The organism is Serratia quinivorans (genome assembly GCF_946227985.1).
Classification (GTDB): domain Bacteria; phylum Pseudomonadota; class Gammaproteobacteria; order Enterobacterales; family Enterobacteriaceae; genus Serratia; species Serratia quinivorans_A.
In genome coordinates this window covers 82,864-98,215 of the sequence record NZ_CAMKGL010000008.1, presented here as the reverse complement: position 1 = coordinate 98,215, position 15,352 = coordinate 82,864, and the positions used below count along the sequence as shown (strand labels likewise).

At 56.4% G+C, this 15,352-nt stretch carries 9 protein-coding genes; 4 read left to right on the top strand and 5 right to left on the bottom strand.

The annotated features are described in order from the left end of the window. The first annotated feature begins 6 nt into the window (after nucleotides 1–6). From glgC to glgP, 3 genes are all read left to right on the top strand, one after another. On the top strand, nucleotides 7–1,284 hold the full coding sequence (gene glgC / locus OCH02_RS18640) for a glucose-1-phosphate adenylyltransferase (protein WP_135318386.1): 1,278 nt from the start codon (nucleotides 7–9) through the stop codon (nucleotides 1,282–1,284). A gap of 140 nt (nucleotides 1,285–1,424) precedes the next feature. After that, the gene (gene glgA / locus OCH02_RS18635; RefSeq protein WP_261432465.1) at nucleotides 1,425–2,858 is read left to right on the top strand and encodes a glycogen synthase GlgA; all 1,434 of its coding nucleotides are present in this window, start codon (nucleotides 1,425–1,427) and stop codon (nucleotides 2,856–2,858) included. Between the two features lie 344 nt (nucleotides 2,859–3,202). Further along, a complete protein-coding gene (glgP, locus tag OCH02_RS18630) occupies nucleotides 3,203–5,650 on the top strand; it encodes a glycogen phosphorylase (RefSeq protein WP_261112619.1) in 2,448 nt (815 codons plus the stop codon). A 43-nt stretch (nucleotides 5,651–5,693) separates the two neighbouring features. Here the strand turns inward: glgP and glpD are convergent, their stop codons facing one another. The 5 genes from glpD to malT all read right to left on the bottom strand — a co-directional run bounded on the left by glpD (nucleotide 5,694) and on the right by malT (nucleotide 12,392). After that, complete coding sequence (gene glpD / locus OCH02_RS18625) at nucleotides 5,694–7,202, bottom strand: glycerol-3-phosphate dehydrogenase (RefSeq protein WP_261432464.1); 1,509 nt, start codon at nucleotides 7,200–7,202, stop codon at nucleotides 5,694–5,696. 267 nt (nucleotides 7,203–7,469) lie between these two features. Next, nucleotides 7,470–8,228, bottom strand: coding sequence for a DeoR/GlpR family transcriptional regulator (locus OCH02_RS18620; protein ID WP_020837378.1), 759 nt, complete (start codon nucleotides 8,226–8,228; stop codon nucleotides 7,470–7,472). Nucleotides 8,229–8,264: 36 nt separating this feature from the next. Beyond that, the gene (gene glpG, locus OCH02_RS18615) at nucleotides 8,265–9,101 is read right to left on the bottom strand and encodes a rhomboid family intramembrane serine protease GlpG (RefSeq protein ID WP_261432463.1); all 837 of its coding nucleotides are present in this window, start codon (nucleotides 9,099–9,101) and stop codon (nucleotides 8,265–8,267) included. Between the two features lie 166 nt (nucleotides 9,102–9,267). Then, nucleotides 9,268–9,594, bottom strand: coding sequence for a thiosulfate sulfurtransferase GlpE (gene glpE / locus OCH02_RS18610; RefSeq protein ID WP_261432462.1), 327 nt, complete (start codon nucleotides 9,592–9,594; stop codon nucleotides 9,268–9,270). An 83-nt stretch (nucleotides 9,595–9,677) separates the two neighbouring features. Then, nucleotides 9,678–12,392 (bottom strand): HTH-type transcriptional regulator MalT, encoded by a 2,715-nt coding sequence (gene malT / locus OCH02_RS18605; RefSeq protein ID WP_261432461.1) that lies wholly within the window; start codon nucleotides 12,390–12,392, stop codon nucleotides 9,678–9,680. Nucleotides 12,393–12,937: 545 nt separating this feature from the next. Here malT and malP point away from each other — a divergent pair. Further along, nucleotides 12,938–15,343, top strand: a complete 2,406-nt coding sequence (gene malP / locus OCH02_RS18600) for a maltodextrin phosphorylase (protein WP_261432460.1) — start codon at nucleotides 12,938–12,940, stop codon at nucleotides 15,341–15,343. The last annotated feature ends 9 nt before the right edge of the window (nucleotides 15,344–15,352 follow it).

The following is a 15,352-nucleotide window of genomic DNA, read 5'->3' as shown; positions in this document are numbered from 1 at the left end:
TCAGCTATGGTTAGGTTTGAAAATAAAGACCCCCTGATGTTGGCACGCCAACTGCCGATTAAGTCCGTCGCCCTGATTTTGGCCGGTGGCCGCGGTTCGCGTTTGAAAGATTTAACCTCAACCCGTGCCAAGCCGGCCGTCCACTTTGGCGGTAAATTCCGCATCATTGATTTTGCCCTGTCGAACTGCCTGAACTCGGGGATCCGTCGTATTGGTGTGATCACCCAATACCAGTCTCATACCCTGGTACAGCATATTCAGCGCGGCTGGTCGTTCCTCAACGAAGAGATGAATGAGTTTGTCGATCTGCTGCCGGCCCAGCAACGCCTCAGTACCGAACACTGGTACAAGGGCACGGCGGATGCGGTGTATCAAAACCTGGACATTATTCGCCGCTACGAGGCTGAATATGTGGTGATCCTGGCGGGCGATCATATCTACAAGATGGATTACTCGCGCATGCTGATCGACCACGTGGAAAAGGGGGCGCAGTGTACCGTTGCCTGCCTGCCGGTGCCGCGCGATGAGGCCAGCGAGTTCGGCGTGATGGAAGTGGACGAGAACGATCTGATCCTCGAGTTCCTGGAGAAACCCAGCAATCCACCGCCGATGCCAGGTAACCCTGATATGTCGCTGGCCAGCATGGGGATCTACATCTTTAACGCCGACTACCTGTTCCAACTGCTGGAGGAGGACATGTCGACACCAGGTTCAACGCATGACTTCGGCAAGGATCTGATCCCGAAAATCACCGCCCAGAAGGCGGCGTGGGCGCACCCGTTCACGCTGTCGTGCGTAACCTCCAACCCCGAGCTGCCGCCGTATTGGCGCGACGTGGGGACGCTGGAAGCTTACTGGCGTGCCAACCTTGATTTGGCCTCGGTGACGCCGGAGCTGGATATGTATGACCGCGCCTGGCCGATCCGTACCCATATGGAGCCACTGCCGCCGGCCAAGTTCGTTCAGGACCGTTCCGGTAGCCACGGTATGACCATGAACTCGTTGGTGTCCGGCGGCTGTATTGTCTCCGGTTCGGTGGTGGTGCATTCGGTGCTGTTCCCGCGGGTGCGCGTGAACTCGTTCTGCACCATCGACTCTACTGTATTGCTGCCGGACGTTAACGTCGGCCGTTCCTGCCGTCTGCGACGCTGCATCATTGACCGCGCCTGCCATATCCCCGAGGGCATGGTGATTGGCGAAAACGCCGATGAGGACAGCAAACGCTTTTATCGCTCGGAAGGCGGCATTGTGTTGGTCACGCGCGAAATGTTGTCAAAATTGTGAGTTAAGGTATCCGGCAGAACGATAGCCTGCCGCCATGTAAACGGATTGACTGATGGCTTGCAAAACGCGGATTAACAACAGCGGCAAGCCTGCTTTATTTCTTATCCAGAGGCATTTTTTGCCGACTCTCAGGAGTGATAATGCAGGTTTTACACGTATGTTCTGAAATGTTCCCCCTGTTGAAAACCGGGGGGCTCGCAGACGTGGTTGGCGCATTACCGGCGGCTCAAATCGCCGAGGGCGGCGATGTTCGGGTGTTATTGCCCGCTTTCCCTGACGTTCGTAACGGTATACCGGACTCCGTGCTGGTGGCGGAAATCGATTCGTTCGCCGGCCGGGTCGGCCTGCGTTACGGTACCTATCACGGTGTGGGCATCTACCTGATCGACGCACCCTGGTTGTACGAACGCCCTGGCAGCCCTTATCACGACCAATCCATGAATGCCTATTCCGACAACCACCGGCGCTTTGCCCTGTTGGGGTGGATGGCCTGCGAACTGGCCAAGGGGCTGGACCGCTACTGGCGGCCACAGGTCGTGCATGCCCATGACTGGCACGCCGGGCTGGCTTGCGCCTATCTGGCGGCTAACGGCCACCCGGCACGTTCTGTTTTCACCGTGCACAACCTGGCCTACCAGGGGTTGTTCTCCGCCCATCACGTACCGGAGCTGTGGTTGCCGCCTTCGTTCTTCAACATTTATGGCCTGGAGTTTTACGGCCAGATGTCATTCCTGAAAGCCGGTCTGTTCTACGCCGACCATATCACCGCCGTCAGCCCGACCTATGCGCGTGAGATCACCCGGCCGGAGTTCGGCTACGGCATGGAAGGGCTGTTGCAGGAACGCCAGCGGCAGGGGCGTCTTAGCGGCATTCTTAACGGCGTGGATGACAAGATTTGGGATCCGTCCCACGACCCGCGCCTGACTGCGCGCTATGACGCTGACAATCTGAAAAACAAGGCCAAGAATAAACTGCACCTGCAAAAAGCCATGGGACTGAAAGTGGATGAGTCGCTGCCGGTGTTTGCGGTCGTCAGCCGTCTGACCAGCCAGAAAGGTCTGGATTTAGTCCTGGAAGCTCTGCCGGCGCTGCTGGAGCAGGGCGGCCAACTGGCGCTGTTAGGGGCCGGTGATGCGGTATTGCAGCAGGCATTTCTGGCCGCTGCCGCCGACTATCCTGAACAGGTTGGCGTGCAGATTGGTTACCACGAGGCCTTCTCGCACCGGATCATCGGCGGGGCCGATGTGATTATGGTGCCGAGCCGTTTCGAGCCCTGCGGGCTGACCCAACTCTATGGCCTGAAATACGGCACGCTGCCGCTGGTGCGCCGCACCGGTGGGTTGGCGGATACGGTAGTGGACTGCGCGCTGGAGAACCTGGCCGACGGCAGCGCCAGCGGATTTGTCTTTGATGATTGTGACGCCGCCGCACTGGCTAACGCCATCCGGCGTGCCATGGTGCTGTGGAGCCGACCCAAGCATTGGCGTCACGTCCAGCGCCACGCCATGGGCGTGGATTTTGGCTGGCAAGTTGCGGCACAGGAATACCTGTCGCTTTATTCCCGTCATATTTGACGCTGCCTCTGTGTTGGCTGCACTCACTTACCCGAATCACTTACCAGTGTAAGCTCATCGGGATAAGTTCCTTTGCCGCCTTGATGCAGCGCCAATTATTTTGGGTATATCAACACCTATTGTAATGCCCTATGAATTTCAAGTTGCAGCTAGGCGGCCAGCTTACTCATCCCAGGCGCTTACTTTAGTAAGTAACTGGGGTGACAAATCTGTCGGGAACAGATTTGAACGCTGCTTGCAGCGGCCCCGAAAGGGGCAAGACCCACGGATGGGTCTTGTAAAGCAGGTAACAACGCTGCGGCTTGAAAGGCGACGGGCAGCCACGAAATTGGGATCGAAAAGCTATGACTTCACCGATTAGTTACACCTCACCCACGGTCAGTGTTGAAGCGCTGAAACACTCCATCGCCTATAAATTGATGTTTATTGTCGGCAAGGACCCGGCAATTGCCAACCAGCATGACTGGCTGAATGCCGTGTTGTTTGCGGTTCGCGACCGTATGGTGGAACGCTGGCTGCGTTCTAACCGTGCGCAACTTTCACAGGATGTGCGTCAGGTGTATTACCTGTCGATGGAGTTCCTGATTGGCCGCACCTTGTCCAACGCCCTGCTGTCGATGGGCATTTATCAGGATATTGACGACGCATTGAATGAGATGGGGATGAGCCTGGGCGAACTGCTGGAGGAAGAGAACGATCCGGGCCTCGGCAACGGTGGCCTGGGGCGGTTGGCTGCCTGTTTCCTGGATTCGCTGGCGACGCTGGCGCTGCCGGGACGTGGCTACGGTATTCGTTATGAATACGGCATGTTCAAACAAAATATCGTCAACGGTCAGCAGATGGAATCGCCGGACTACTGGCTGGAATATGGCAACCCGTGGGAATTCCCACGCCACAACACGCGCTATAAGGTGCGTTTTGGCGGCCGTATCCAACAGGAAGGTGCCAAGGCGCGTTGGGTAGAAACCGAAGAGATTATTGCCACCGCTTACGATCAGGTGATCCCCGGTTTTGATACCGATGCGACTAACACCCTACGGTTGTGGAGCGCCCAGGCCAGTAATGAAATCAACCTGGGTAAATTCAACCAGGGTGATTACTTCGCGGCCGTTGAGGATAAAAACCACTCGGAGAACGTATCACGCGTGCTGTACCCGGATGATTCCACCTATTCCGGGCGCGAACTTCGCCTGCGGCAGGAGTATTTCCTGGTGTCGGCCACGGTGCAGGATATCCTCAACCGCCACTGGACGATGCATAAAAGCTTCGACAACCTGGCAGACAAGATTGCCATCCACCTGAATGACACTCACCCGGTACTGTCGATCCCGGAACTGATGCACCGGCTAATCGACGAGCATAAATTCAGTTGGCTGGATGCCTGGGCTGTGGTGGAAAAGGTGTTCTCCTATACCAACCACACGCTGATGAGCGAAGCGCTGGAAACCTGGCCGCTGGATATGATCGGCCGGATCCTGCCGCGTCACCTGCAGCTGATTTTCGAGATTAACGATCACTTCCTCAAACACGTGCAGGAAGTCGCGCCGGGTGACAATGACCTGCTGGCGCGGGTGTCGATCATTGATGAAACCAATGGGCGTCGGGTGCGTATGGCGTGGTTGGCGGTGGTGGCCAGCCACAAGGTTAACGGCGTTTCCGCACTGCATTCCGAGCTGATGGTGCAATCGCTGTTTGCCGATTTTGCCCATATCTTCCCCGATCGCTTCTGCAATAAAACCAACGGTGTTACGCCACGCCGCTGGTTGGGGCTGGCGAATCGCCCGTTATCCGCCGTACTCGATGACAGTATCGGCCAGACCTGGCGCACCGATCTCAGCCAACTGAGCGAGATCAAGGCCAACGTCGACTACCCGAGCTTCCTGCAGGCAGTTCAGGCCGCCAAACGACAGAACAAGGAACGACTGGCCACTTACATCGCCAAGACACTGAATGTGGTGGTCAACCCGGATGCGTTGTTCGACGTACAGATCAAGCGTATTCACGAATACAAACGGCAGTTGCTCAACGTGCTGCACGTGATCACATTGTATAACCGGCTGCTGCAGGATCCGGAAACCGAGCGGGTGCCGCGAGTGGTTATCTTTGCCGGTAAGGCGGCTTCGGCCTATTACGCTGCCAAGCAGATCATTCGCTTGATCAACGATGTTGCCAAGGTGATCAACAACGATCCGCGCGTGCATACGCAGTTGAAAGTGGTGTTTATCCCGAACTACGGCGTCAGTCTGGCGCAGATGATCATTCCGGCGGCGGATCTTTCCGAGCAAATTTCACTGGCGGGCACCGAGGCGTCCGGCACCAGTAATATGAAGTTTGCGCTTAACGGTGCGCTGACTATCGGTACGCTGGACGGTGCCAACGTAGAGATGCTGGAACACGTGGGGGAGGAGAACATCTTTATCTTCGGCAATACTGCCGAACAGGTAGAGGAGCTGCGACGCAACGGTTACAACCCGCATCTTTACTATGAGCAGGATCCCGAGCTGCATCAGGCGCTGACCCAGATCGCCACCGGTGCTTTCAGCCCTGAGGAGCCAAAGCGCTACAGCAACCTGTTTGATTCACTGGTTAACCTGGGCGATCACTATCAACTGCTGGCCGATTACCGCAGCTATGTGGATACGCAGGACAAGGTGGATGAGGTGTATCGCAATCAGGATGACTGGACGCGGCGGGCAATATTGAATATCGCTAACATGGGCTACTTCTCTTCCGACCGCACCATTCAGGAGTATGCGGACGAGATCTGGCACATCAAGCCTATCAAGCTGTAAATACAAAAGGGCCGGAAATCCGGCCCTTTTTACCTTTGGCGAGTTACGATGCCAGAGACAGGGTTTTCGCTTTCGCGTGTTCTGCCAGCCAGGCTTTTACCCGTGCCTGCTGCGCTTCGTCCAACCACATACCCAGCTTGGTACGGCGCCAGATAGCGTCATCGAGTTCCACAACCCATTCTTTGTCGATCAGGTAGCGCAATTCGGCTTCATGCAGGCCATGACCGAAATCTTCGCCCAGGTCGCTGAGGCTATTGGCATTGGCCAGGATCAGCTCGCTGTGGCTGCCGTAGGTGCGTGCAAAGCGGCGTGCCAGGGATTCCGGCAACCAATTGTGTTCACGGCGCAGTTTTGCGGCGTAGCTGTCGCGATCGCCACCGATATCACCACCTGGCAGCGAACCGTTTTTGGTCCACGCCGGGCCGCAGCCAGGGTAGTAGTGTGCCAGTTTTTCCATCGCATGCTCAGCCAGCTTGCGGTAGGTCGTCAGTTTACCGCCGAATACCGACAGCAACGGTGCTTTACCCTGCTCGTCATGCACGTCCAGCGTGTAATCACGGGTCACCGCCTGCGGTGAGTCGGACTCGTCGTCGCACAGCGGACGCACGCCAGAGTATGTCCAGACGATATCGTCGCGGCCCAACTGCTTCTTGAAGTGGTCGTTATACACTTTCAGCAGGTAGTTGATTTCGTTATCGTCGATCTTCACGTCTTTTGGATCGCCGTGATACTCCACGTCGGTGGTGCCGATGATCGAGAATTCGTCATTCCATGGGATCACGAAAACGATACGGTGGTCTTCGTTTTGCAGAATATAGGACTGTGGCTGATCGTGTACGCGCGGCACCACGATGTGGCTGCCTTTGATCAGACGGATGCCGTAAGGGGATTTCAGCTTCAGACCATCGTCGAAGAAGTGCTTCACCCATGGACCGGTGGCGTTGACCAGGCCCTTGGCGCGCCAGGTAAAGGTTTTGCCACTGTCGACGTCGACCGCTTCCACCATCCACAGGCCGTTTTCACGCCATGCACGGGTCACTTTGGTGCGGGTGCGCACTTCGCCACCGCGCTTTTCCACTTCTTGGGCATTGAGTACCACCAGGCGAGCATCGTCGACCCAGCAGTCAGAATATTCGAAACCGCGCTTCAATTCAGGCTTCAGCACCGATTCTGGTCCAAAGCGCAAACCCTTGCTGCCTGGCAGACTGGTGCGTTTACCCAGGTGATCGTACAGGAACAGGCCAATACGGATCATCCAGGCTGGGCGCAGGTGCGGCTGATGCGGCAGGCGAAAACGCATTGGGAAGGCGATATGCGGTGCCAGTCGCAGCAATACTTCACGTTCGGCCAGTGCTTCGCTCACCAAACGGAATTCGTAGTGTTCCAGGTAGCGCAGGCCGCCGTGGATCAGTTTGGAACTGGCGGAAGACGTAGCACAGGCCAAGTCTTGCGCTTCCAGTAGCAGAACGGACAGCCCGCGCCCGGCAGCATCGGCCGCGATGCCGGCACCGTTGATGCCGCCACCGATAACGATCAAGTCTTTGGTTTCCACGTCAACTTCCTCCAGATGTTCGAAATAGCTCTTTCATGTTCGTTTTCGCTCATGATTGTAATCAAAAACCAACAAACAAGCCAAGACTTAACCAAACAAAAACATTTAGGCGTGATAGAGGTAACAGTTTGATGATAGTAGTTATACAAAAAGGAGGGGTATTTCAGTCAGGAATTACAGGGTCCAGTAGACTGAACCCTGTATAAAACGGTAGGCATGACGGGCGCGACAGGCAGCACCGCTGGGATTAAGTGTGGTGAAAAAGACTTAGCAAAGCTCGAGTTGTACGTCGTACTGCTCGATGATTTTCATCACGCTTGGCGGCGGTAGTTGATCGGTAAACAGGTAGTCGATCAGGTTCATATTACCGAGGTTAACCATCGCGTTGCGGCCGAATTTGGAATGGTCGGTGACCAACATCACGCAGCGAGAGTTTTCGATAATTGCGCGTTTGGTGCGCACTTCGTGATAGTCGAATTCGAGCAGCGAGCCGTCCATATCGATGCCGCTGATACCAAGAATGCCGTAATCGAGACGGAACTGGGAGATAAAGTCCAGCGTGGCCTCACCCATGATACCGCCGTCGCGGGTACGCACCTCGCCACCGGCCAGGATCAGACGAAAATCTTCCTTGGCGGTCAGCAAAGTCGCGACGTTCAGGTTATTGGTCACCACGCGCAGGTTCTTGTGATTCATCAGCGCATGGGCGACCGCTTCCGGCGTGGTGCCGATGTCGATAAACAGCGTGGCGCCGTCCGGGATCTGGCTGGCGACGCGTTGGGCGATACGCGCTTTTTGTTCCGACCACATCACTTTGCGATCGTTGTAGGCGGCATTGACCGAACTGGAAGGCAAGGCTGCCCCACCGTGGTGGCGTTGGATTTTGTTCTGATCGGCCAGGTCATTCAAATCACGGCGAATCGTTTGCGGGCTAACGTCAAAATGTTCGACCAGCTCTTCGGTACTGACATAACCCTGCAGGCGCACCAGCTCGATAATAGCGTCATGACGCTGTGTTTGCTTCACGGTAATCCCCTAAAACGCCTGGCTTGTACCTGGCTGTTATTGTTCGTTGTGCGCGCGATGACGCGTGTCCCAAAATGCCATCAATAACCCTAACACTAAACCGGCCACGTGTGCCGCGTTAGCGATCGACATTCCTAAAATATCGAAATATCCGGCCACCAGCCACAGGACGGAAAACACCATCAGGCCGCGCGGCAGCATCAGACCGCGTTCCGGTGCTCGCTCGCCGCTGAGCCAGCAGTAACCCATCAGCGCGTAGACCACGCCGGACAGGCCGCCGAACAGGGCACCGCTAAACAGTGACTGCGCCCAGCCGCTGAAGAAGGCCGAGACCACTGCCAGCACGAACAGTTTGCCGCTGCCGAGACGTTTTTCCAACGGGCCGCCGAGATACCACCACCACAGCAGGTTAAAGGTGATGTGCAGCACTGAAAAATGGAGGAAAGCGTGGCTGACCCAGCGCCACAGCTGCAGGTACTGGCTGCTGTCTTGCGGCCAGGAGAGCCAATACATCACCGTATTATCGCCCAGCGCCTGCATCAGGATATATACTGCAATGCACAATACCATCACGCCGAGCGTCAGCGGCCCGGCCTTGCTGCGCAGGGTTTGCAGATAGGAAAAGCCCTGATAGTGCAGGTCGGCATCGGTATTGCCGGCCTGCCAACTGGCGGCGCGATAGCGACTGTTAAGCGGGTCGATCAGGAACTGCTGCAGTTCGTGCTGTACCTGCTCCAGATGGCTGTCGTCTGCCAGCCAGATTTCCGCCGCCTCGCCGGTATTGTGCACCCTAAGCTCAATGCCCTGTGTCGTCATGTAGTCGACAAAGGCCTGCGCCAGGCGGGGGTTGGATACGGCGATTACTCTAACCATTGCTCTTCCGTCTAAGTGAATGATTTTAGCCGCCGGTGACCCGATGGCGTTGACGGCCGATTATAGCGTCGAAATCCTGAGCGCAGGCAAAGGATCTGCGAAATACCAGTAAAAACACTCACTAACGGCGCGAGAAAAGAACCCGCCGCAGCGGGCGGGAAGAGGATTATGCGGAGGTTTCAACGTCCTGCGGATACTGACGCGCCCAGGCTTCAAAACCGCCGTCGATGCTGTATACCGCGTCAAACCCCTGATGCAGTAGGTATTGCGCCGCGCTGCGGCTGCTGTTGCCGTGGTAGCACATCACCATCACCGGTCGTTCAAAATCATTCTGCTGCATAAAAGTCTGCAGGTTGGCGTTGGTGAGATGAAAAGCGCCCGGCGTGTGCCCGGCTTCAAAACTCTGCGGATCGCGGATATCAACCAAGGCGGCACTGCCGTCTTTCCAACGGCGGTATGCCTGCTCAACGTTGATCGCTTCAAACTGTTCCATGACTTCCGACTGCCTCATAATTAGATAATGTCGCTATTGTAGCCAACTCCGAGGCAATTAAGACCAGAGCGACGTTGTGGGCTTTAAGCACCATATCCCATCATCTTCAGCAGCTGTTGTGCCTGCTGCACTGCTTCCTGGCGGTGGGCCACGCCCAGCTTCTGGTACAGATTACGAATATGGGTTTTGATGGTGGTGGCGGCCACTGCCAATTCGCCGGCGATCTGGTCGTTGCTGTAACCGGAATAAATCAGCCCCAGCACCTGCCATTCGCGCTGCGTCAGCGGACTGGTGCGGATCAGTTCCGGCACCTGTGGGTGGGTAAGTAGCCTATCGACGAAGTTCTCGTCAAAGTGCGCAAACTTATGCCGATGATGCTGGTTGATGTCGCGCAGAATACGTTGGGCGCGGTGGTTTTCCAGCTCCGGCAGCGTATTGAGCTGGATCAGTTGGCGTAGCTGCTGCGCCATCGCTTCACCTTCAATGACGAAGTGGCTGATAAATCCGGTGCGGCTGGCCAGTGACAGCGCCTCCATCAGCACCTTTTGCGCGTCGCTTTTGCGTTCCATCTGCCAGTAAAGTTGGTTACTGAGCAACAGGTTACGGTTCAGATCGCTGACCAGCCGCAGACGTCGGGCGTTTTCGTTGAGTTCATCCAACACCACTTCGGCTTCTTCATACTGGCCCAGCATGATTTGTACCCGGGCAATGTTGCGCCACTGGCCCTGCATAAAGTGGTTATCCGCCATGCCCGGCTTTTCAGTCTGGCGCAGCCATTGGGCTGCGGCGGTAGTATCGCCGGTCATCTGCCAGTGGATCACCCGCGGTTTGTCGGCGTTGGTCAGCCAGTCGCGATGGTACTGGGTACCGTGCAGCAGCACTTCGCAACGTTGCATGTGCGCATTGGCGTTATCCAGATCGCCACGAGCCAGAGAACACTTGGCCAGCATGGCGATGCATTGCAACTGTTGCTGAGGCTGGTAGTTGGCCAGAATTTTCAGACCTTCGCGGGCCGCATCTTCCGCTTCGTCCAGCCGTGACCATGACCACAGGATTTGTGAACGGATGCGCAGCAGGAACTCATGCATCGGCAATTGTTCCAGGTGTTGTTCACGTACCAGTTCAAACGCCTTGTCCTGTGTCTCAAAGGCGGCCTGCAGGAAACCCTGAGCGATCAGAATTTCGCTCTGCTGCAACAGTGCCCACAGCGCATAGTGGTAAGCCTGATGGCGCCGCGCCATCTGCTCGGTTTGCTGCATCATCGGCAGTGCACGGGCCAGTTCGCCCTTGCAGTGATGGACTTCGCCGGTTACCGAGGTGGCGACAATGCGGCTGTAATAACTGGAAAGTGGCAGGAACTTCAGCGCCTCGGTCGCCAGGCGTTCGGCTTCTTCGGGTTTACCGGCGTTGATCGCTACCTGGGCGCGCAGGGCGTCAAATTCGGCCTCTAAGGTGCGATCGACCTCAATTTTTTGCTCGCGCATCGCCTGTTCGGCGCGTTCCAGCAGGGTGTTTACTTCGCTGTAGCGGTGTTGGCTTTGTGCCAACCAGGCTTGCAGCAGCGCCAGCTTGGGGTTTTGGATCAGCCGTTCATACGGCAGCGCATTCAAACACTCTTCCAGCAAGGCCAATTCGCTGTGATGAAACAGCGACCAGGCGTGCTGTAGCAGGATGTCGCGCAGCATGCTGACGTCGCTGGCGGCCAGCGCGTGGTGAATGGCCTCTGCCGGGTAACCCAGCGCCAGCCAGCCTTCGGCGGCGGCACGGTGCAAGCCGGGCAGCTCCAGCGCCAGTTCCCATTGGCAGCGTTGACGCAGGAAGGTGGCGAACAGCGGATGGAAGCAGAACCATTCACCGCTGTCGTCCATGCGGTGGATAAATAACCCCTGACGCTCCAGTTCTTCCAGCCGTTGCTGGCCGTTGTCTTCGCCGGTCAGACGCACGATCAGCGCATCATTCATGGAGCGCAGCACCGAGCAGCGCAACAGGAAGGCGCGCGCATCGGCGTCGACGTGATCCAGCACTTCGTCCACCAAATAATCCGACAGGTGGCTGGCATTCAGCCCGGCCAGGCGCTTGGCGGACTGTTGGGCGGAGGAGGTCGACTGTCTGGCGGACAGCGCGATCAGCTGCAGCGCGGTGGCCCAACCTTCGACCTCATCGCACAGGCGGCTGCTGTCTTGCGATTCCATTGGTGCCACCAGACGGCAGTCGAAGAACTGTTTGGCTTCCTGATGGGTAAATGCCAGCTGTTGCGTACCCATTTCCAACAGTTGGTCGCGCACGCGCAAATTGGCAATGCCGAGCGGCGGCAGGGTGCGGGACAGCAGGATCAGCGTCAAATTTTCCGGCTGATGGCGCAGGAAAAAGCGCATGGCTTCATGAATGACATCGTTGGTGATCAGGTGGTAGTCATCAATCACCAGGTACAACGGCTGGTGCCAGTCGGAAAGTTCGATAAACAGCTGGGCAAACAGCGCCGACAGGCTGGCGTACTGATGCTTTTGGCTCAGTGCTTCGCTCTTCACGCAGTGGCCGCCGCTGGCGAGTTGCAGGGCGGCGATCAGATAGCTGGCGAAACGCTCGGGCTGGTTGTCGCTTTCATCCAGCGAGTACCAGCCCAAATCTGATTTGCCGGCCGCCCATTGTGCGACCAGCGTCGTTTTTCCGTATCCCGCTGGGCAATTGACCAATGTCAGACGATAGTTGGCCGTGCTGGCAAGTTTGGCCAACAGGCGATCGCGGATCACGGTATTTTGCAGCCGTACCGGACGGCTCAGTTTTGATGGGATCAGCATAGTATTCCAGAGTGAAAAGCGCGGTTCCCGCCGCCGTAGGCCTGCCCGATGGCGTTTTTTTTCATCGTGACGCCTGCCGGGATCGGAGTGAGGTTAATTATTTTATGGCTCGTAATTAATCCCCCTCCTAAGTTCTGACAACGTTAAACGTATTGCAACAAGGTTCGGCATTGACTTGGAGTTAAATTGCTATTGATCACACTTTTTTACGTTTGCAGGCAAATCCCTGCGCAATAGCGGCGCGGTGGCACGCTTTGGTGACACAGATGCAGAAAAGCATTTCCGGCTGTGTGCAACACTATAGCCGCTGCAATAACTATGCTAACGTCATTGAACAAGTTTTCACCTTATTCTCGGTGCTCGCTGCCTTCGTCGGTGGGCTTTTTTGCATGATGCAAGGGAGTCAAAAAGTGCCTGAGATCACACTTTTAGCTACGCCCCAATCCTCCTCCCCAGCTAATCCCCAGGCGGGATGATGCCTTCACTGTTTCTCCCCGGCACGATAACGGTAATTTGACCCACTTACTGGATAGAGAGTTTTCCTTATGTCACAGCCTATGCTCAAAAAGGATGCTTTTCTGGCGGCACTGACCCGTCAGTGGCAACAGTTTGGCCTCAGTTCTGCACAACAGATGACCCAGCACCAATGGTGGGAAGCGGTCAGCCGCGCACTGGCCGAGCAGCTTGCTGCACAACCGGCTCCGCGTAAAAGCAATAAGTCGCTGCGCCATGTGAACTACATTTCGATGGAGTTTCTGATTGGCCGTCTGACGGCTAACAACCTGATTAACCTGGGCTGGTACGACACCGTCGAACAGGCATTGGCGGAACAGGATATCAAGTTGGCGGATCTGCTGGAGCAGGAAACCGATCCGGCGTTGGGCAATGGCGGACTGGGGCGCCTGGCGGCCTGTTTCCTGGATTCGATGGCGACGGTGGAGCAGCCAGCCACCGGTTACGGGCTGAATTACCAGTATGGGCTGTTCCGTCAGTCATTTAGCGGCGGCCAGCAGCAAGAAGCCCCGGACAACTGGCAGCGCGAAAGCTACCCGTGGTTCCGCCACAATGCGGCGCTGTCGGTGGATGTTGGGATCGGCGGGAAACTGGAGAAACTGGCCGATGGCCGCGAACTGTGGCGCCCTGAGTTTACCCTGCGCGGTGAAGCCTGGGATCTGCCGGTGTTGGGCTTTCGTAATGGTGTGACTCAGCCGCTGCGCCTGTGGCAGGCCACCCATCAACATCCGTTTGATCTGAGCGATTTCAACGACGGTAAATTCCTGCAGGCGGAGAAGCAGGGCGTGGAAGCCGCCAAACTGACCAAGGTACTGTATCCGAATGACAACCACCAGGCGGGCAAGCGCCTGCGCCTGATGCAGCAATACTTCCAGTGTGCCTGTTCGGTGGCCGATATTCTGCGTAAACACCATTTGGCGGGCCGCAAGATTGAGGACCTGCCGAAGTACGAAGTTATCCAGCTCAATGATACCCACCCGACCATCGCTATTCCGGAAATGCTGCGCATTCTGCTTGATGAGCATCAGTTAGATTGGGATGCCGCCTGGGCGATTACCAGCAAAACCTTCGCCTACACCAACCATACCCTGATGCCGGAAGCGCTGGAGTGCTGGGATGAGAAGCTGGTGCGCAGCCTGCTGCCGCGTCATTTCTCCATCATCAAGCAGATCAACGCCAACTTCAAAAAGCTGGTGGATAAACACTGGCCGGGTGACGATGCAGTGTGGGCCAAGCTGGCGGTTCACCATGATAAACAGGTGCGCATGGCTAACCTGTGCGTGGTCAGTGGCTTTGCAGTTAACGGCGTGGCCCAGCTGCACTCCGATCTGGTGGTGAAAGACCTGTTCCCGGAATATCACCAGCTGTGGCCAAACAAATTCCATAACGTCACCAACGGCATTACGCCACGCCGCTGGCTGAAGCAGTGTAATCCGGCGCTATCAGGGCTGATTGATGAAACGCTGAAGGTGGAGTGGGCGAACGACCTTGATGCCCTGAAAGGGCTGGAGAAATACGCCGATGATGCGGCGTTCCGCCAGCGTTATCAGCAGATCAAACGCGATAACAAGGTCGTATTGGCCAACTATGTACACGACGTGATGGGGCTGACGCTTAATCCGGACGCGATTTTCGACGTACAAATCAAACGCCTGCACGAATACAAACGCCAGCATTTGAACCTGCTGCACATTCTGTCGCTGTATCGCCAACTGCGTGATAACCCGCAACTCGATATCGTGCCGCGGGTATTCCTGTTTGGTGCCAAAGCGGCACCGGGCTACTACCTGGCGAAAAACATCATTTACGCGATCAATCAGGCGGCGGAAAAGATTAATAACGATCCGCTGGTGAAGGATCGACTGAAAGTGGCGTTTATTCCTGATTACCGCGTGTCTGTGGCTGAACTGATGATCCCGGCGGCGGATATTTCCGAGCAGATCTCCACCGCCGGTAAAGAAGCCTCCGGTACCGGCAATATGAAGCTGGCGTTGAACGGCGCGCTGACCGTCGGCACCCTGGATGGTGCCAACGTGGAAATTGCCGAACAGGTGGGTGAGGACAATATCTTTATCTTCGGTAACACCGTGGATCAGGTGAAGGCGCTGCTGGCGAAAGGCTATGATCCGCTCAGCTATCGCAAGAAAGACAAGCACCTGAAGGCTATCCTGGACGAACTGGCGAGCGGTGTCTTCAGCCACGGCGACAAGCATGCTTTCGACATGATGTTGCACAGCCTGCTGGAAGGCGGCGACCCTTATTTGGTGTTGGCGGACTTTGCTTCTTACTGCAAAGCTCAACAGCAGGTAGATGAACTCTACCGTGACCGTGATGAGTGGACGCGCCGTACTATTCTTAACACCGCGCGTGTCGGTATGTTCAGTTCGGATCGTTCGATCCGTGACTACCAGCAGCGTATCTGGCAAGCCAAGCGTTAAGGAGAACGA

Coding starts and splice junctions, on each gene's coding strand:
- glpE (WP_261432462.1), bottom strand. CDS start 9,594: ATGGAACAGTTTGAAGCGATCAACGTTGAGCAGGCATACCGCCGTTGG.
- malP (WP_261432460.1), top strand. CDS start 12,938: ATGTCACAGCCTATGCTCAAAAAGGATGCTTTTCTGGCGGCACTGACC.
- glgC (WP_135318386.1), top strand. CDS start 7: ATGGTTAGGTTTGAAAATAAAGACCCCCTGATGTTGGCACGCCAACTG.
- glgA (WP_261432465.1), top strand. CDS start 1,425: ATGCAGGTTTTACACGTATGTTCTGAAATGTTCCCCCTGTTGAAAACC.
- glpG (WP_261432463.1), bottom strand. CDS start 9,101: ATGGTTAGAGTAATCGCCGTATCCAACCCCCGCCTGGCGCAGGCCTTT.
- glgP (WP_261112619.1), top strand. CDS start 3,203: ATGACTTCACCGATTAGTTACACCTCACCCACGGTCAGTGTTGAAGCG.
- malT (WP_261432461.1), bottom strand. CDS start 12,392: ATGCTGATCCCATCAAAACTGAGCCGTCCGGTACGGCTGCAAAATACC.